The organism is Ornithinimicrobium faecis, assembly GCF_023923225.1.
Classification (GTDB): Bacteria; Actinomycetota; Actinomycetes; order Actinomycetales; family Dermatophilaceae; genus Ornithinicoccus; species Ornithinicoccus faecis.
In genome coordinates this window covers 2,742,513-2,759,725 of the sequence record NZ_CP099489.1, presented here as the reverse complement: position 1 = coordinate 2,759,725, position 17,213 = coordinate 2,742,513, and the positions used below count along the sequence as shown (strand labels likewise).

The 17,213-nt window shown below is 69.8% G+C and carries 20 protein-coding genes and 1 tRNA gene; 12 read left to right on the top strand and 9 right to left on the bottom strand.

Annotation, left to right across the window (positions count from 1 at the left end; translation table 11 throughout):
* The first annotated feature begins 72 nt into the window (after positions 1–72).
* The gene (locus NF556_RS12885) at positions 73–771 is read left to right on the top strand and encodes a class I SAM-dependent methyltransferase (protein ID WP_252591327.1); all 699 of its coding nucleotides are present in this window, start codon (positions 73–75) and stop codon (positions 769–771) included.
* Here NF556_RS12885 and NF556_RS12880 read toward each other — a convergent pair.
* The gene (locus tag NF556_RS12880) at positions 716–1,693 is read right to left on the bottom strand and encodes a glycosyltransferase family 2 protein (RefSeq protein ID WP_252591326.1); all 978 of its coding nucleotides are present in this window, start codon (positions 1,691–1,693) and stop codon (positions 716–718) included. The two genes, NF556_RS12885 and NF556_RS12880, sit on opposite strands and share 56 nt — an antisense overlap.
* A gap of 34 nt (positions 1,694–1,727) precedes the next feature.
* On the opposite strand from NF556_RS12880, the gene NF556_RS12875 reads away from it, so the two are divergent.
* The 6 genes from NF556_RS12875 (at position 1,728) to NF556_RS12850 (ending at position 4,292) form a co-directional block, all read left to right on the top strand.
* Entirely contained in the window at positions 1,728–1,952 is a 225-nt protein-coding gene (locus NF556_RS12875; protein ID WP_252591325.1) for a hypothetical protein, read from the top strand.
* On the top strand, positions 1,952–2,533 hold the full coding sequence (nadD, locus tag NF556_RS12870; protein ID WP_256829308.1) for a nicotinate-nucleotide adenylyltransferase: 582 nt from the start codon (positions 1,952–1,954) through the stop codon (positions 2,531–2,533). Before NF556_RS12875 ends, nadD begins: the two co-directional genes overlap by 1 nt.
* Positions 2,534–2,893, top strand: coding sequence for a ribosome silencing factor (rsfS, locus tag NF556_RS12865; RefSeq protein ID WP_252591324.1), 360 nt, complete (start codon positions 2,534–2,536; stop codon positions 2,891–2,893).
* Entirely contained in the window at positions 2,854–3,534 is a 681-nt protein-coding gene (locus tag NF556_RS12860) for a histidine phosphatase family protein (RefSeq protein ID WP_252591323.1), read from the top strand. The genes rsfS and NF556_RS12860 overlap by 40 nt, the downstream gene beginning before the upstream one ends.
* Positions 3,535–3,643: 109 nt before the next feature.
* Positions 3,644–3,716 (top strand) — tRNA-Ala (locus NF556_RS12855).
* A gap of 333 nt (positions 3,717–4,049) precedes the next feature.
* On the top strand, positions 4,050–4,292 hold the full coding sequence (locus tag NF556_RS12850) for a hypothetical protein (RefSeq protein WP_252591322.1): 243 nt from the start codon (positions 4,050–4,052) through the stop codon (positions 4,290–4,292).
* A 156-nt stretch (positions 4,293–4,448) separates the two neighbouring features.
* On the opposite strand, the gene NF556_RS12845 is transcribed toward NF556_RS12850, so the two are convergent.
* From NF556_RS12845 to NF556_RS12815, 7 genes are all read right to left on the bottom strand, one after another.
* Positions 4,449–5,417, bottom strand: coding sequence for an AEC family transporter (locus NF556_RS12845; RefSeq protein WP_252591321.1), 969 nt, complete (start codon positions 5,415–5,417; stop codon positions 4,449–4,451).
* A gap of 57 nt (positions 5,418–5,474) precedes the next feature.
* Positions 5,475–6,839, bottom strand: a complete 1,365-nt coding sequence (gene mgtE, locus NF556_RS12840; RefSeq protein ID WP_425607043.1) for a magnesium transporter — start codon at positions 6,837–6,839, stop codon at positions 5,475–5,477.
* Positions 6,840–6,911: 72 nt separating this feature from the next.
* Positions 6,912–7,514 (bottom strand): DNA-3-methyladenine glycosylase I, encoded by a 603-nt coding sequence (locus NF556_RS12835; RefSeq protein WP_256829325.1) that lies wholly within the window; start codon positions 7,512–7,514, stop codon positions 6,912–6,914.
* Positions 7,515–7,623: 109 nt separating this feature from the next.
* Positions 7,624–7,896, bottom strand: a complete 273-nt coding sequence (locus NF556_RS12830; RefSeq protein ID WP_252591319.1) for an Ada metal-binding domain-containing protein — start codon at positions 7,894–7,896, stop codon at positions 7,624–7,626.
* Positions 7,893–8,537, bottom strand: coding sequence for a methylated-DNA--[protein]-cysteine S-methyltransferase (locus tag NF556_RS12825; RefSeq protein WP_252591318.1), 645 nt, complete (start codon positions 8,535–8,537; stop codon positions 7,893–7,895). Before NF556_RS12825 ends, NF556_RS12830 begins: the two co-directional genes overlap by 4 nt.
* Positions 8,534–9,019, bottom strand: coding sequence for an RNA polymerase sigma factor (locus NF556_RS12820; RefSeq protein ID WP_252591317.1), 486 nt, complete (start codon positions 9,017–9,019; stop codon positions 8,534–8,536). The genes NF556_RS12825 and NF556_RS12820 overlap by 4 nt, the downstream gene beginning before the upstream one ends.
* A gap of 55 nt (positions 9,020–9,074) precedes the next feature.
* The gene (locus NF556_RS12815) at positions 9,075–9,269 is read right to left on the bottom strand and encodes a hypothetical protein (protein WP_252591316.1); all 195 of its coding nucleotides are present in this window, start codon (positions 9,267–9,269) and stop codon (positions 9,075–9,077) included.
* 29 nt (positions 9,270–9,298) lie between these two features.
* On the opposite strand from NF556_RS12815, the gene NF556_RS12810 reads away from it, so the two are divergent.
* Positions 9,299–10,519: an MFS transporter gene (locus NF556_RS12810; protein ID WP_252591315.1), complete on the top strand. Its 1,221-nt coding sequence runs from the start codon at positions 9,299–9,301 to the stop codon at positions 10,517–10,519.
* On the opposite strand, the gene NF556_RS12805 is transcribed toward NF556_RS12810, so the two are convergent.
* Positions 10,516–11,070, bottom strand: a complete 555-nt coding sequence (locus NF556_RS12805; RefSeq protein WP_252591314.1) for a type II toxin-antitoxin system PemK/MazF family toxin — start codon at positions 11,068–11,070, stop codon at positions 10,516–10,518. The genes NF556_RS12810 and NF556_RS12805 overlap by 4 nt on opposite strands.
* 117 nt (positions 11,071–11,187) lie before the next feature.
* Between NF556_RS12805 and lepA the strand changes: the two genes are divergently transcribed.
* The 4 genes from lepA to NF556_RS21395 all read left to right on the top strand — a co-directional run bounded on the left by lepA (position 11,188) and on the right by NF556_RS21395 (position 17,203).
* A complete protein-coding gene (lepA, locus tag NF556_RS12800) occupies positions 11,188–13,044 on the top strand; it encodes a translation elongation factor 4 (protein ID WP_252591313.1) in 1,857 nt (618 codons plus the stop codon).
* Between the two features lie 26 nt (positions 13,045–13,070).
* Complete coding sequence (trmB, locus tag NF556_RS12795) at positions 13,071–13,799, top strand: tRNA (guanosine(46)-N7)-methyltransferase TrmB (RefSeq protein WP_252591312.1); 729 nt, start codon at positions 13,071–13,073, stop codon at positions 13,797–13,799.
* Between the two features lie 167 nt (positions 13,800–13,966).
* Positions 13,967–14,119: a hypothetical protein gene (locus NF556_RS12790; RefSeq protein ID WP_252591311.1), complete on the top strand. Its 153-nt coding sequence runs from the start codon at positions 13,967–13,969 to the stop codon at positions 14,117–14,119.
* Between the two features lie 27 nt (positions 14,120–14,146).
* Positions 14,147–17,203 (top strand): helix-turn-helix transcriptional regulator, encoded by a 3,057-nt coding sequence (locus tag NF556_RS21395; RefSeq protein ID WP_289781754.1) that lies wholly within the window; start codon positions 14,147–14,149, stop codon positions 17,201–17,203.
* Positions 17,204–17,213 lie beyond the last annotated feature (10 nt).

Here is a 17,213-nt window from a genome sequence, read left to right as displayed (position 1 = left end):
GCGTCAGCGCCGGGGAGGGTTGCGTGCGGCGTGGTGGTCGGCGATCGCAGGCCAGCCTGACAGGATGCCCGGGTGGAAGGCGCTGAGATTCGCAAGCTGGTCACGCTCGAGGACGATCACTGGTGGTATCGCGAGCGACGGCACCTGCTGCGCCGGCGCGTCCGCGACCTGGCACCCGGGCGGGCCCTGGACATCGGGGCCGCCGGGGGTGGCAACACCCGCGTGCTGCAGTCCCTGGGGTGGGACGTGCTGGCCCTGGAGTTCAGCGCAGAGGGCGCACAGGTCGCCAGCGAGCGCGGTCTGCAGGTGATCCGGGCCGATGCCCAGCAGCTCCCGGTCGCCGACGCCTCCCTGGACCTGGTGACCGCCCTCGACGTGCTTGAGCACCTGCCGGACCACGAGCGGGCGGCGGCCGAGATCCACCGTGTGCTGCGTCCAGGTGGCACGCTCGTGGCGGCTGTCCCTGTCGATCAGCGCCTCTGGTCCGAGCACGATGTCGCGGTCGGACACGAGCGCCGTTACGAGCCTGCGCAGTTCTTGTCGCTGCTGCAGGGAGCGGGGCTGGAGATCGTCGAGGCACGCTCCTGGATGGTGCTGCTGCGCCCGGTGGTCGCGCTGCGCCGCAAGAGCTCGCAGGGCAGCGACCTGGAGGAGATGAACCCGCTGGTCAACGCCGGGCTGACGACGATCGTGCGTCTCGAGCGCTTCCTGCCGGTCAGTCGTGCGCCGGGTGTGTCCGTGTTCGTGACCGCTCGTCGGCCCCGGCGCTGAGCGAGTCGTAGGCGACGTAGTAGGTCGGGCGTCGCTGCAGTGTGGTGTAGATGCGACCGACGTATTCACCCATGATCCCCAGGCAGAGCAACTGCAGGGCGCCGACGGCAGCCACGATGACAACGGTGGAGGTCCAGCCTGCGACGGTCAGGCCGGTGAGCTTGGCGATCAGGGCATAGAGCAGCAGTCCGACCGCGGCCAGGAAGCCCCCCAGCCCGAACCAGGTGGCCAGGCGCAGGGGAGTCAGGGAGAAGCCGGTGAGGCTGTCGACGGACAGGCGCACCATCTTGGCGATGGGGTATTTGGAGCTTCCTGCGGCTCGAACCTCTCGGGCGTAACCCACGCTCTCGGAGGGGAACCCGAGCGAGGGGATGACCAAGCGCAGCACCCGGTGGTGTTCTGGCAGGGCATTGACCGCGTCCACGGTCGCCCGTGACATCAGGCGATAGTCGCCAGCGTTGTCGGGCAGGTCCTTGGCGCCCGCGGACCGCATGCCGGCATAGAAGATCTTGGCGCTGAGCCGTTTGAAGAAGGTGTCGCTGCTGCGGTCGGTGCGCACCCCATAGACCACGTCCACCTCACCCTTCGCGGCCACCGCCATCATCTCGGCGATCAACTCGGGCGGGTCCTGCAGATCGGCATCCAAGGTGACGAGCCAGTCACCGCGGGCAGCGCTGAGGCCGGCGGAGATGGCGGCCTGGTGCCCGGCGTTGGCCCGCAGACGCAGCACCCGCAATTCGGGCCACTCCCGGCGAAAGCGCTGGAGCAGCACGGGCGTCTGGTCGCGTGAGCCGTCATCGACCGCGACAACCTCATAGGCAGCGTCCAGACCGTCCAGCACCGGGCGCAGTCGGTCCACGAGCAGGGGGAGGACCTGCTCCTCGTCAAACATGGGGATGACGACAGACAACTGCGGGTGCATGAAGCAACTGTAGGTGGCACGGTAGGCTTCTCCCATGACGCATGTGTTGCTGCAGGCCGCTGAGGCAGGTCACCAGGTTAAAGAAATGCCGATGTCGCCGATCTGGTACGGCGTGATCACCTTCGTGATCGCTCTTGCGCTGCTCGCACTGCTGTGGTCGTTCCGCAACACCCTCGCGCTTGACCCGGTGGCGCACGACCACAGTGACCATGACGCTGACCCCCACGTCGCCGACAAGCACCAGGGCAGTCACCACTGATGCGTCTGGGCGTGATGGGTGGCACGTTCGACCCCATCCACCACGGCCACCTGGTGGCCGCCAGTGAGGCGGCCGCGCTGCTCGATCTCGACGAGGTCGTCTTCGTGCCGACGGGCCAGCCCTATCGCAAGGACGACCGCAAGGTCAGCCCGGCTGAGCACCGCTACCTGATGACGGTCATCGCGACCGCGTCCAACCCGCGCTTCACTGTCTCTCGGGTCGACATCGAGCGTGAGGGTCCGACCTACACCTACGACACCCTGCTGGACCTGCGCGAACAGCGCCCAGACGATGACCTCTACTTCATCACCGGTGCCGATGCCCTCGACCAGATCCTGTCCTGGAAGGACGCGGACAAGATGTTCGAGTTGGCCCACTTCGTGGGGGTCACCCGTCCCGGACACACCCTCAGCGGCGACGGTCTGCCCGAGGACCGCGTGACCCTGCTCAATGTCCCAGCGATGGCGATCAGCTCGACGGACTGCCGCGAGCGGACCCAGCAGGGCCAACCGGTCTGGTATCTCGTGCCGGACGGTGTCGTGCAGTACATCGGCAAGTACAACCTCTACAAGGAGCAGTGAGTGGCAGCGACAGCACGTGCCCTGGACCTCGCCCGTGCCGCGGCCCACGCGGCCCAGGACAAGTTGGCCGAGGACGTGGTCGGCCTCGACGTCAGCGATCAGTTGGCCCTGACCGATGTCTTCGTCATCGCGTCGGCCCCCGGTGAGCGTCAGGTGAGCTCGATCGTGGACGCCGTTGAGGAGCGGCTGCTGGAGTTGGGCGCCAAGACCCTGCGGCGCGAGGGTCAGCGCGAGGGACGCTGGGTGCTGATGGACTTCGGCGACATCGTGGTGCATGTGATGCACACCGAGGACCGCGAGTTTTATGACCTGGAGCGGTTGTGGAAGGACTGCCCGGTCATCACCCTGCCCGAGGCCTGAGCCCGGTGCGGCGCCTGATCGTCTGGCGGCACGGCGAGACCGAGCACAACGCCGGAGGTATCTGGCAGGGGCAGCTCGACACGGACCTGTCACCCCGCGGTGAGCAGCAGGCCAGAGAGGCCGCGACGGCCCTGGCAGGTCTTGGCCCCACCCGGGTCGTCTCGAGTGACCTGCGGCGGGCCGCGCACACGGCTGCGGTCCTCGGTGAGGTCACCGGACTGCCGATCGAGTATGACGAACGGTTGCGTGAGATCCACGTCGGCACCTGGCAGGGGATGAGCCAGGGCGACGTTGCCGAGCAGCACCCCGAGGCTGTCGCGGCGCTCTCGCGTGGCGACGACATCGTGCGCGGAGATCACGGGGAGTCCGTGGCTCACGTGCAGGAGCGAGTGATGGCTGCCGTTGGTGAGTTGTTGGCCGACCTGCCCGAGGACGGCGCCCTCGTGGTGGCCACCCACGGCGTGACAGGACGAACCCTGGTGGCTGCCCTGATCGGCCTGTCGCAGCGTCGGGCGTGGATGTCCATGGCGGGTCTGCGCAACTGTCACTGGGCCGAGCTTGCTGAGCACCGGACCGGGTGGCGGATGGTCTCCTGGAACGTCGGCGTGAGCGAGTCAGTCGTCTCCACCAGCGATCGCTGAGGCACGCCCCAGCGAGGCGCAACAAGTCAGCCCCGCGAAAGGGCTCGGCCGTGCTCCGACGATTTGGTGGATCGGGGGGCCATATGGGTAAACTCACCTGGTTCCGTAAGGGGCTGTGGCGCAGCTGGTAGCGCACCTCCATGGCATGGAGGGGGTCAGGGGTTCGAGTCCCCTCAGCTCCACCGAAGAGGTGGTTGAAGGGCCCGAGTCAGGCGACTCGGGCCCTTTGCTTTTCCGGATCAGCGACGGATCGACTCATCGGTGACGTGTGCATGCCGAGTGAGCGGAGCCCGCCCTGGTCGAGCGAGGCAAGTCTGTACTACACCGTCGTTCGATGACATACCGTGTGCTGTGAATGTCCCGGATCGGTGCCTCAAGGTTCATCGGACACTCACCCTCCGCCGCGCGCGTCCTGGTCGTGGTCGCATACCGCGATCTCGAAGGCGAACTGCACGGGGTGAATGCCTGACCGGCCACCGGGGCCGACCTTCAGATCTATAAGGAAGGACTCGACGATGGCCAAGACTGTTGACCCTAAACTGATCGCGCAGATGCGCGAGGAGTCCGAGCGCACCAAGGACGATCCGTACCCGACCGACACCCGGGGCAGTCGCCCGAACAGGTCGCAGGTGTACTCGGTGCGTCTCAGTGCCGAAGAGCAGGCCAGAGTCCAGAGCGTGGCCGACGCGAGGCACCTACCTGCCTCCACACTGGTGCGCTCCTGGATCCTCGAACGACTCGACCGAGAGAGTGCCTAAGCGCACTACTTTGCCGCGCGGCGCGCGTCCCGGAACAGCCGGGCCGTCCCGAATCTGTCGCTGACGCCTTAGGTCTGCCACTGAGGTGCCCGGTCTGTCTCACGCGTCCCAAACTCTCCAGTAAGTCGCGAATTGCTTCTAAGTTGACAGTCCGGCTCAGACCGCGAGAGCCACGGCCAGGGTGAAGGTCCCGAATCCGATGGCCGTCGTGGCCAGGATGACCGAGGCGATCCGGCCGTTGTCGGCGCCGAGCCGCTCGGCCAGCATGGAGGCGTTGGTCGCCGAGGGCAGCGCTGCCACCAGCACGAGGACCACCAGGGTTGAGTCGGTCAGGGGCAGCCCGGCTCGGGTGGCAGCCCACCCGAGCACCCAGACGATGATCGGGTGCGCGAGGAGCTTCAGGGCCGTCAGCCACGGGATGTCGCTCGAGAGCACGCCACCGGGCCGCTGGCCGGCTTCGCGTGCCCGCATCTGCTGGCGGGCCAGCACGGCACCGATGGTGAACAGTGCCACCGGTGTGGCGGAGGTCGCGAGCATGGACAGCACGTCATCGATCGGGCCGAACAACGACAACCCCGTGACGCCCCACGCGGCGCCCAGGACGATGGCCCAGGGCATCGGATTCTTGACGACCCGCAGCAGGGCTGACCCGATCTGCTGGAGCACGCTGCCGTGTCCCGCGTGGTCACGTTGGGACAGGGCGATTGCGATCGACTGCATCGCGACGATGTCCACCAGGAGCGTGGTGATGATGGGCCCGGCGGAGTCCGGGCCGACCAGGGCGGCGATGAGGGGCAGCCCCATAAAGCCGGAGTTGGGCAGGATCGCGATGAGGCCACCGAGTGAGCCGTCGAGCCACGTGTGGCCGCATCGCACAGCGGGCAGCACAGCCGCTGCCATGACCACCAGGCCAGCGATCAGCCACAGTCCCATCAGGGTCGGGTCGAGGAGCTGCGCGACGGGCGTCTGGGCGCCGAGCTGGAACAGCAGGGCGGTGAGGGCGAAATAGAGGACATAGGTGTTCAACCCGGCCACGGCCTCCAGCGGGAGGATCCGGGAACGTGCTGCGAGGAACCCGATCAGCACCAGGGCAAAGAACGGGATGATCACCGACACGATCTGCACAGGCAAGAGTGTCCCTGTCGCCCGTGCTCACCCCGACACCGGGCGGTCCGGAAAGGCTCAGAGACCGAGCACGGCGCGGGCGATCAGGAAGTAGATCACCAGGCCGGTCGCGTCGCAGAAGGTCGAGATGAACGGGTTGGAGAAGACTGCTGGGTCTGCCCGGAGTGTCTGCGCGATGATCGGCATCGCCCCGCCGACGACGGCGGCCATCGTGCACACTGCCAGCAGGGTGAGGCCGATGACGATCCCGATCTGCAGGTCATAGACGACGCCGGCGATCAGGAAGCCCAACGACCCCAGGACGAGGCCGAGCAGTGCCCCGACGCGCACCTCGCGGAACAGCACGCGACCGATGTCGCGACTGGTCACATCTCCCAGGGCCAGCGCACGCGTGACGGTTGTGGCGGCCTGGTTGCCGGTGTTGCCGCCGGTGCCGGTCAGCAGCGGGATGAACAGCGCGAGGACGACGACCTGATCCAGGGTCGCCTCAAAGATCTCGAGCACCTGGACGGTCAGGATCGCCGAGACCGCGAGGACGAGCAGCCAGACGATGCGGGTGCGCACCAGTCGGGTGACCGCGGTGGACAGGTAGGGACGGCGCAGTGCCTCGGTGCCGCCCTGCCGGGCGGCATCCTCGGAGTCGGCCTCCTCCACGATGACCAGGGCATCATCCACGGTCACGATCCCGACCAGCCGGTCCTCGTGGTCCACGATCGGCATCCCGAGCAGTTTGCGGTCCAGGAAGCGGCGAGCGGCCCGCTCGGCGTCCTCGGTGACCACGGCCGACTCCACGGGGCGCATGACGTCCTCGATGGGGGTCTGGGGATCACTGGCCAGCAGGCGGCGCAGCCCGACGACGCCCACCAGGAGTCGGCCGTGGTCAACCACGGGGATGGTGTAGATGGTCTCGGCATCCAGCACATGGGCTCGGACGTTGGCCAGTGCCTGCTCGACCGTGGCAGCCCGGGGCACCGAGACCAGCTCGGGTGACATCCGGCGACCGATGGAACCGCGCGGATAGCCGAGCACGACGCCGGTCAGGGTCCGCTCCCCGGCCTCGAGTCCGGACAGCAGGCGGTCGGCGACGACAGCGGGCAGTTCGTCCAGCAGGCTGACCCGGTCGTCCGGGTCCATCTGCTCGAAGAAGTCGATGACGTCGGCCTCGCGCAGGGCGCTGATCAGGTCGGCCTGGTGCCCGGCATCGAGTGACTCGAACACCGCCAGCGCGCGGTCCTTGGGGAGCACCCGGAACAACAGGGCAGCCCGTGCCGGTGGCAGCCGCTCGACCAGGTCCACCACGTCACCCTCGCCGAGGAGGGCCGCAGCGGTCCCGGCCTGGCGCACGGTCTCAGACGTCAATTCCCGGGCGAGCAGGTCCTCTAGCTCCTCGGCGGGCAGGATCTCAGCAGGCACGACGGACACCTCCTGGGCGCGATGACGGCCCGGAGCGGTCCCCGGCGGGCCAACGACCATCCTGCCCGATGCCGCGCCGCCTCAGGTCGTCCAGACTCCCGAGCTGCCCCGCCGGTGCGAGCCGACCAGGTGGGTGTCGACGATGCCGACGGCCTCCATCAGGGCAAACATGGTGGTCGGGCCGACGAACGCGAAGCCCTCCTTGCGCAGGGCCTTGGCCAGCGCCAACGACTCGGGGGAGGTGGTGGGGACCTCCTCGATGCTGCGGGGCTCCGGGGTGCTCTCTGGCTGGAAGGACCACACAAACTCCACGAGGCCACCGCGCTCGCGCAGGCCCACGGTGGCGCGGGCGTTGGTGATCGTCGCCCGGATCTTGGACAGGTTGCGCACGATGGCCGCATCGGCCATCAACCGCTCGACGTCGGCCTCGTCATAGGCGGCGACCGTGTCGGGGTCGAACTCGTCGAAGGCCCTCCGGAAGGCCGGGCGCTTGCGCAGGATCGTGGCCCACGACAGCCCCGACTGGAACGCCTCCAGGCTCAGCCGCTCGAACATGCCGCGCTCGTCACGCACCGGCATGCCCCACTCGGTGTCGTAGTAGTCCTGCATCATCGGGTCAGCGGAGGCCCAGGCAGGACGGGACAGCCCGTCCTCGCCGACCACGACGGGTGCATCGGTCGCCATCATGGGACCCATTGTTGCTGGGACCACTGACAGTGCCCGGACCGGCAGCTTCCAGACCGGCAGCTTCCAGACCAGCAGGCGCCCGACCGAGCCCCCGCCAGACCAGAGGTCACTGCGCGGCCCGCCACTCGGCATACTGCTTGGGCAGGCACCTGCCGCACGGTCGGTAACCAGCGGCGACCGCGGTCGCCTCGTCGGCGAAGAACACCCGGTGCGTGACATTGCCACCCTGGGCCATGGCCCGCAGCGCAGCGGGGCAGTCCAGGCGTCCGTAGATCCGGCTGCGCCGATAACCGCCCAGGGTGCCGGGTGTCTGGCTGGACCGCGGCACCCCGTCGGGACCGATCAGGGTGTAGCGACCCGGCCCCGGGGCGGCGGTCATGCCGCGCGCTCCAACTCCAACAGGGTGGTCTTGGCGGCGGTGCCACCGAGATAGCCACCCAGGCTCCCGTCGCTGCGCAGGACCCGGTGACACGGCACCACGACGGGCAGCGGGTTGGTCGCACAGGCCGTGCCGACGGCCCGCACGGCTCGCGGGCTGCCGACGTGCTCGGCGACCTCGCCATAGGACTCCGTGTGCCCGTAGGGGATCCGCGACAGATAGGCGTGCACCTGACCCCGGAACCCACGAGAGAGGGCATGGTCCAGCGGGAGGTCGAACGCGGTGCGGGTTCCGGCGAAGTATTCGTCGACCTGCCGAGCTGCCTCGTCGAGCCGTGCGGGCGCCCGGAGCACGCGGGGGCCGACCGCGCTCGCCAGGGACTCCAGCACCACGTCGAGGTCCTCGCGCTCGTAGGCGACGCGCACCAGGCCGGTCGTGGTGGCCGCCAGCAGCAGCGTGCCGACGGGGGAGTCGAGCGTGCGGTAGGCCACGTCGAGCAGGCCCTCCTGCTCGGCCCGCACCTCCAGCAGGCGGTGCAGTCCCGCGAGCTCGGTGGGCGTGGCCAGGCGCTCCAGCAGATCGCCGTCGGTGGGGCCGCCGGTCGGGGTGTCAGTTGGGGTGTCGGTCGGGTGGTCGGTCATCGGGGTGCTCCTTCCGGGGCAAGGGTTCGGCGCAGTGTTTGTATGCCGTCAGCCGCGGCCCGCCGCACGGCCTCGGGTGTGCCGCCGATCAGCTCGGCGGTCTCCGTATGCCGTAGGCCGCCCAGGTAGTGATAGGCCAGTGCGAGTCGTTGCCGGGTCGGCAGGGCCGCCACGGCGGCCCACAGCTCAGGGTCGCCCGAGCCCGGCAGGCCCGTGGTCGCGGGACGCTCCGGCAGGGTGTCGGTGGGTGCCGCCCGCCGGGCGGTCCCGCGGGTGACGTCGATCGCCCTGCGGTGGGCGACCCGGACGAGCCAGGCCTGCACGTTGGTGTCTGCCGGCAGGTCCGGCCAGGCGCGCAGCGCCGCCAGGAACGTCTCGGACCAGGCGTCGTCGGCGTCCGGCCCGGGACCCAGCACCGCCCGGACCACGCGTTGGACGGTGGGTCCGTGCTCGGTGACGGCGGTTTCGAAGGGCTGCTGCATGTTCATCACTGGGAAGTCGCGCTGGCGACGCGGAACGTGAGGTGCAGGTGGTGCGTCACTGCGGACCGGACTCCGGGTGCTCGCTCAGCCACGCCACCAGACCCGGGTCCTGGGTGGTGAGTCGCTGCACCTCCTCGCCCCCGTCGCAACGGCACATCGAGACCGTGGCGGCGTGCTCGCCGGCGGCGACCACGCGCCATACGCCTCCGAAGTCTGCCCAGCGGTCCAGGGTCTCCCGGTCTGTGCCCACGAGGCCATCGTGGCACTGCTGGTGACAGGATGCAGCAAGTGACCACCGAGTTCCGGCTGCGCGATGTGGCCCTGACGGCCTATGGCCCGACCGTGGTCAGCGCGATCGGGCACGGCGCGGTGCTGCCGATGCTGGCGCTGCGCGCCCGCGAGCTCGGCGCCGACCTGGGGACCGCAGCCTTCGTCGTGGCGCTGCTCGGGATCGGCCAGATGATCGCGTCCCTGCCGGCCGGTGCCCTCGTCGCGCGGGTCGGAGAGCGCCGGGCCCTGGTCGGCGCTGGCGTGCTCGACGCCCTCGCCATGATCGGGGGTGGGCTGTCCGGCTCCGTGCTGTGGCTGAGCGTGGCCGTCGTGTGCAGCGGGATGATGTGGACCGTGTTCCTGCTGGCCCGGCAGCAGTTCATGATCGAGGTGGTGCCGAACTACTACCTGGCGCGGGCCCTGTCGATGCTGGGCGGCTCCCACCGGGTCGGCCTGTTCATCGGTCCGCTCCTGGGGGCGCTCGCCGTGCAGACCTGGGGGATCCGCGGCGTGTTCTGGTTGGGGGCGCTCATGGCCCTGTGCGCCGCCGGGATCGCCCTGGTGATGCCGGACCCGGGGGAGCAGGTCCGGCGCGAGCAGGCGGCCACGGGGCACCTGTCCGTCTGGTCGGTGATGCGCGCGCACCGACGCACCCTCGTGGTCCTGGGCAGCGTGGTCGTGGTCATCTCTGCGTCGCGCTCGCTGCGCACGACCCTCTTGCCGCTGTGGGCCGAGCACGTGCACATGACGCCCGCCGAGACCTCACTGGTCTTTGGCATCGCGGCCGCGCTGGACATGGTGCTGTTCTATCCGGCCGGCTGGCTGATGGACCACCGGGGCCGACGTGCCGTGGCGGTGCCGGTCGTGCTGGCCGTCGCGGTCGGCACCCTGCTCCTGCCGCTGACGCACGAGATCGTCGGGGTCACCGCTGTCGCGCTCCTGATGGCCCTGGGCAACGGTCTCGGGGCGGGCATCGTGATGACCCTGGGAGCGGACGCCTCACCCGCCGTGGGACGAGCACAGTTCCTCGGGGCCTGGCGCTTCGCCGGGGACATCGGGGTCACCGGGGGACCGGTGGGCCTGTCCGGCCTGCTCGCGATCGCGCCCCTCGCCGTGGCCTGCGTGGTTGCCGGCGTGCTCGGGCTGCTCGGCACCGCGTGGGTGGCCGCCTGGACGGGGCGGGTGGACCGAACGCGTCGGGCAGGTCGAGCGGGTGAGCGCGCGGGCTAGCTCGTGTGCTGCCGGACCCCGGCCGCGACCTCGTCGAAGCGCTCGCGGTCGAGCACCGCACCGATCCGTCGGATGGAGTCCGGGTCGAGTCGCAGGATCCGGTCGACCCGCGCCTCGCTGGGCCGGCCCTTGGTGTCCCAGGCTCCCGAGCCGACATCGACCCAGTAACGGCCCCACCGCGCCTCGTCCTCGGCGTCCTGGTCGTGGTCCTGGCTGCTCATCTGCAGCGCCAGCAACAGGTCCTCGTCGCGGCCGATGACCAGGACCGGACGGTCCTTGCCCTGGGAGTGGTCCTCCTCATAGGGCACCCACGCCCACACGACCTCTCCCGGGTCGGGGCGCTCATCGTCCACCGGCTCATAGACCAGGGTCGGGGTGCCCGCGAAATCCCCGGCATATCCGCCCCGCGCAGCGCCAGCTGTTGTCTCACGCTGGTTGCCCGGGGGCGGGGCCTGCTGCTGTCTGGTGTTCCTGCGGGCGCGTCGCGCCTCGCGCGTGGCCAGCCTGGCCACCCTCAGCACGGACCTGAGCAGTTGTTGCATCGTGGCCATGGGCCACCACCCTAGACGGAGGGTCCCGCGGTCGTGGACAACCGGCGAAGGACAACCAGAGACTGATCACGTGGGAGACTAGCCAGACAGTCCCGACGATCCCGAGGTTCTCCCAGCGTGTCACCGATCGCCCACTCCGCGCCGCAACCCAACGCGACGCCGCCGGAGCTGATCCGCAATTTCTGCATCATCGCGCACATCGACCACGGCAAGTCGACCCTGGCGGACCGCATGCTGCAGGAGACTGGCGTGGTCGAGCAGCGGCAGATGCGTGCGCAGTACCTCGACCGGATGGACATCGAGCGGGAGCGCGGCATCACCATCAAGTCCCAGGCGGTCCGGATGCCCTGGGGCGTCGGCGGGACCGACCACATCCTCAACATGATCGACACCCCGGGCCACGTCGACTTCACCTACGAGGTGAGTCGCTCCCTGGCGGCCTGTGAGGGCGCGGTCCTGCTCGTCGACGCAGCGCAGGGCATCGAGGCGCAGACCCTGGCCAACCTCTATCTGGCGATGGAGAACGACCTGACGATCATCCCGGTGCTCAACAAGATCGACCTGCCTGCGGCACAGCCGGAGAAGTATGCCGAGGAGCTGGCTGGGCTCATCGGGTGTGAGCCCGAGGACGTCATGCGGGTCTCGGGCAAGACGGGCGTGGGCGTCACCGAACTGCTCGACCGGATCGTGCAGGAGCTGCCTGCGCCCGTCGGCGTCGCCGACGCGCCAGCCCGGGCGATGATCTTCGACTCGGTCTACGACACCTACCGCGGCGTGGTCACCTATGTCCGCGTGGTGGACGGCAACCTCAGCCCGCGGGAAAAGATCTCGATGATGTCGACCCGGGCCGCCCACGAGCTGCTCGAGATCGGCGTCAGCTCGCCGGAGCCGGTCCCGTCCAAGGGGCTGGGCGTCGGCGAGGTGGGCTATCTGATCACCGGCGTGAAGGACGTGCGCCAGTCGCGCGTTGGTGACACGGTCACCACCGCCCAGAAGCCGGCCACCGAGGCGCTCGGGGGTTACAAGGACCCCAAGCCGATGGTCTTCTCGGGCCTCTACCCGATCGACGGCTCGGACTATCCGGTGCTGCGCGACGCCCTGGACAAGCTCAAGCTCAATGATGCTGCGCTGGTCTATGAGCCGGAGACGTCTGCCGCGCTCGGTTTCGGCTTCCGCGTCGGTTTCCTCGGGATGCTGCACCTGGAGATCGTCCGGGAGCGCCTGGAGCGCGAGAACGACCTGGATCTGATCTCGACCCTGCCCAACGTGGTCTACCAGGTCGGGATGGAGGACGGCACGCAGATCGAGGTGACCAACCCCAGTGAGTTCCCTGGTGGCAAGGTCGCCTCCATCACCGAGCCGGTGGTGCGCGCCACGATCCTGGCCCCCAGCGAATACATCGGCGCCATCATGGAGCTGTGCCAGTCCCGGCGCGGCACCCTGCGCGGGATGGACTACCTGTCCCCGGAGCGCGTCGAGCTGCGCTACACGCTGCCGCTGGCCGAGATCGTCTTCGACTTCTTCGATGCCCTCAAGTCGCGCACCAAGGGCTATGCGTCCCTGGACTACGAGCCCGACGGGGAGCAGGAGGCCGATCTGGTCAAGGTCGACATCCTGCTGCAGGGCGACGCGGTCGACGCGTTCAGCTCGATCGTGCACCGCGACAAGGCCTATGCCTACGGCGTGATGATGGCCGGCAAGCTCAAGGAACTGATCCCCAGGCAGCAGTTCGAGGTGCCGATCCAGGCCGCGATCGGCGCTCGCGTCATCGCCCGAGAGAACATCCGCGCGATCCGCAAGGACGTGCTGGCCAAGTGCTATGGCGGTGACATCAGCCGCAAGCGCAAGCTGCTGGAGAAGCAGAAGGAAGGCAAGAAGCGGATGAAGATGGTCGGCTCCGTCGAGGTCCCGCAGGAGGCGTTCATCGCAGCGCTCTCCCAGGATGGCGGTGCGGCCGAGAAGGCCAAGAAGTGAGCACCCCGGCCGACGCGGTGAGCGGCGTGAGCGACTCAGCAGCACCGCGGCGCGAGCGGCCGAGTGGTTATCGCGGGCGGATCCGCTCGTTCACCCGCCGCGGGGACCGCATGCCCCCGCAGCACCAGGCCGCCTACGACCAGTTGGCGGGCACCTACGTGGTCGACGTCCCGCGCCACGATGGCTCAACGACCGTCGACCCGGACTACCGACTCAAGGTGGCCGACGTCTTCGGGCGAGCGGCGCCGCTCGTCGTGGAGGTGGGCCCCGGCTCCGGTGACGCCCTCATCGCCGGCGCAAAAGCGTTGCCGGACACCGACTTTGTGGCCCTTGAGGTGTGGCGGCCGGGCATCGGCCAGTGCCTGTCGCGCCTCATCGATGACCCACTGTCCAACATCGCCTTCGTCGAGGCTGACGCTGAGGTTGCCCTGGCCACGATGCTGCCGGCGGGCTCGGTCGCCGAGGTGTGGACCTTCTTCCCGGACCCCTGGCCCAAGCGCAAGCACCATCACCGCCGGATCGTGCGACCGGAGTTCGCCGACACCGTGTGCCGAGTGCTCGAGCCGGGCGGCCTGTGGCGACTGGCCACCGACATCGACGACTACGCCAAACACATGAGGCGGGTCCTGGACGCGCACGAGGGACTGGAGTTGGTGTCAACGGAGCGCCCGCCGCTGCGTCCGATCACCCGTTTCGAGCGCCGCGGCGCCGAGGTCGGTCGCACGATCAGCGACCTGGCCTACCGGCGCCGCTGAAGGGCCGCTCAGACCGCTCTAAGGTAGCCGCGACCAGCACTGACCATCAATCTGAGGTAGTGCGTCCCGCACGGTTAGGGACTTCCCCCGATGTGGGGGTCTACCTCAGCAACCGATTCTGGATATGTCGGGTTCACCAGGGACCCGCAACCGGATCGGAGCACGACATGTTTAGCACCAACCCCCTCTTCCTCAGCAACGAGGCCGACTACCGTCGTGAGGAGTTGCGCCGCGCCTGGGGCAGCCACACCTCGCGCAGCCGGCGGCGGGTCGTCAAGCCCACCACACCGGGTGCGGGCCGCGTGGCTCTTGCGCGCTGACCCCCGGGGCCAGCGATGATAGAGGATGTGGCCACACCGCAGACCAGGACACCGCTCGTCGGGCGGGCTCGTGAGATTGCCCACCTGACGGCAGCAGCCGGCATCGGGAGCGACCCGGTGTCGGCTGCCGTCGTGCTGGGCGGGGACGCCGGAGTCGGCAAGACCCGGGTGCTCACCGAGGTCTCGGAGCGTGCCACCGCCGCGGGGTGGACCGTCCTGGTCGGACACTGTCTTGACTTCGGGGACAGCGGCCTGCCCTACCTGCCCTTCACCGAGATCTTTGGCCGACTGGCGGCAACGGCCCCCGAGCGGGCCAGCGCCCTGGCCGACTCACGGCCGGCGATCACCGCCCTGCAGCCCGGTCGTCGCCTGCGCAGCGGCAGTATGCCGACAGTCCCGGGCGACCCGTCACCAGCCGGCGGCGTCGGCCAGGGGAGCCCTGGGGCGTGGGGCGGAGGTGGCGCGGCGGAGGATGACGCGATGGCCCGCGGTGAACTGTTCGAGGCGGTGCACGGCGCGCTGGAGGACCTCGGCCAGCTGGGACCGCTGCTGGTCGTCCTCGAGGACGCGCACTGGGCCGACCGCTCCACCCGGGACGTGATCTCGTTCCTGTTCGGGCGCGGCTTTGCTGGGTCGGTGAGCCTGCTGGTGTCCTATCGCAGCGACGACCTGCACCGGCGCCACCCGCTGCGCCATGCGGTGAATGAGTGGGGCCGCATCCCCGGTGTGGAGCGGCTGGCTCTCGAGGCGCTCGCGGACACCGACGTGCGCCGTCTGGTGCACACCGTCCATGATGCCCGCAGCGACGGCGGCGATCTCGCCGAGGATCGGGTGCAGGAGATCGTCCGTCGCGCCGAGGGCAACGCCTTCTTCGCCGAGGAGCTCCTGGAGGCCAGCGAGACTGGCAGGGACGCGCTGCCCGCGGACCTGGCCGACCTGTTGCTGCTCCGGCTCGATCGGTTGGACGAGCCGGCCCAGAGGATGGTGCGCGCCGCTGCTGCGGCCGGACGCCGGGTAGGTCACGACCTGCTGGCTGCGGTCATGGATCTGTCTGAGGCAGAGCTCGACACTGCCGTGCGAGCGGCGGTGGAGGCCAATGTGCTGGTGCCCGATGGCACGTCCTACGCCTTCCGGCACGCGCTGCAGGCCGAGGCCGTCTATGACGATCTGCTCCCTGGGGAGCGCACACGGCTCCACCGCGCCTACGTGCGAGCGATCTCGGGCGGTCGGGCGCTCGGCGTCTCTGCTGAGTTGGCGCGTCACGCCCGTGCTGCGCACGACCTGGTGACTGCTGTCACGGCGAGCGTCGAGGCGGGTGACGACGCGATGAAGGTGGGTGGCCCCGACGAGGCGGCCGAGCACTATCAGCTGGCGCTGCAGCTGCTGGAGGACCCCACGGTGGCCGAGCAGGCCGACATCGATCGGGTCCGGCTCACGGTGCGGGCGGGCGAGGCCCTCGTGGACGCCGGGCATGCGCCGCGCTCCTACGCGCTGCACCGCGGCGCCCTGGACGGCCCGGCTGCGCCACCTGCGGGGGACGACCGGGCGCGGTTGCTGCTGGGGATGGCCCGGGCGGCGCTGCTCAGCGACCAGAAGGCGGGACTGCCGCTGGAGGCCACGACGGAGGCCCTGGACGTGATCTCGTCGTCGTCGCGGCGACTGCGCGCCACTGCCCTGGCGGTCCACGCACGGGCCTATATCTCCGTCGACCGTTTCGAGGACGCGGTCCGGGTGGCACAGGCTGCGCTGGACCTCGCCGACGAGCTGGACCTGGCTGGGACCGCCGTCGACGCCTCCACCACGCTCGCGCGGTTGCAGGAGTTCCTCGGCGACCCCCAGGCGTCCGCCGAGGCCCTCGGGGATGTCGTCGCTCGAGCCAGGGAGCGGGGAGAGCCGTCAGCGGTCGTGCGCGGGCTCCACCAACTCGGTGGTGCCCTGCTCGAGGTCGGGGACCTCGCGCAGGCCCGGCGGGCCTACAGCGACGCCGCTGATCTGGCCCGCACGAGCGGCCGGACGTGGGGGCCCTATGGCTTCGACGCGCGGATGCTCAGCGGCATCACGGCCTACATGGCCGGTGACTGGGTTGCGGCGGAGCACGTTGCGGACAGCACCGGGGAGCACGCCCCGCCCGCTGCCGGGGCGCTGTTGGAGTCGCTGCGGTTGGTGGTGGCCGCGGGGCGGGGTGACCCCGCCGCGACGAGTCTCGCGGACCGGTCGCGCGGGGCGTGGGCCGAGGACGGGTGGCATGCCATCACCGCGGGAGCGGCCGCCATCGACGTCTATGGCGACGAGGGCAGGCTGGAGCGAGCGGAGCAGACCTATCAGGAGGTCGTCACCACGGTCTCGAAACTGTGGTCGGTGTCCTGGTTTGCGGCTCAGGTCCGACTGGCCGGCCTGTTGCTGGGTCAGATGGGCAACAACATCGCCTCCGTGGCACAGTCCGACCGGGCCGGTCTGCTCGAGCGGGTCACGGCGATCACGGACGCAGCACGCCAGAACATCGAGGCGCGCGAGCAGGGGAGCCGCACAATGGGGCCGGAGGGGCGTGCCTGGCACCTGCGCCTGAGGGCAGAGCTGCTGCGGCTGCGCTGGCTCACCGGCGTCGAGCCCGTGGGAGAGGACGAGCTGAGGGCCGCCTGGGAGCAATCGGTCGAGGCCTTCGAGACGCTCGGGCACCCGTTCGAGACGGCTCGCTCCCGCGCCCGGCTGGCGGCGGTGCTGCGCGCTCAGGGGGAGACGTCTGCTGCCCGGGAGCAGGCAGCGAGCGCTCGCGAGACGGCGACCCGGCTGGGGGCCCTGCCCCTGCTCGCCGAGCTCTCCCTGCTGGAGCCGGGCGCCGCTGCTCCCGCGGGTGGGGCGGCACCGGGGGCAGACGGGGCTCTCCAGAGGGCGCCGGAGCTCACGCCGCGTGAGCGCGAGGTGCTCACCCTCGTGGCCCAGGGGCGCTCCAACGGCCAGGTCGCCAAGCAGTTGTTCATCAGCACCAAGACCGTCAGCGTCCATGTCTCCAACATCCTGGCCAAGCTGGGCGCCTCGGGCCGCACCGAGGCCGCGGCCCTGGCCCGCGACCGCGGCCTGCTGTAGTCGCGCCCCC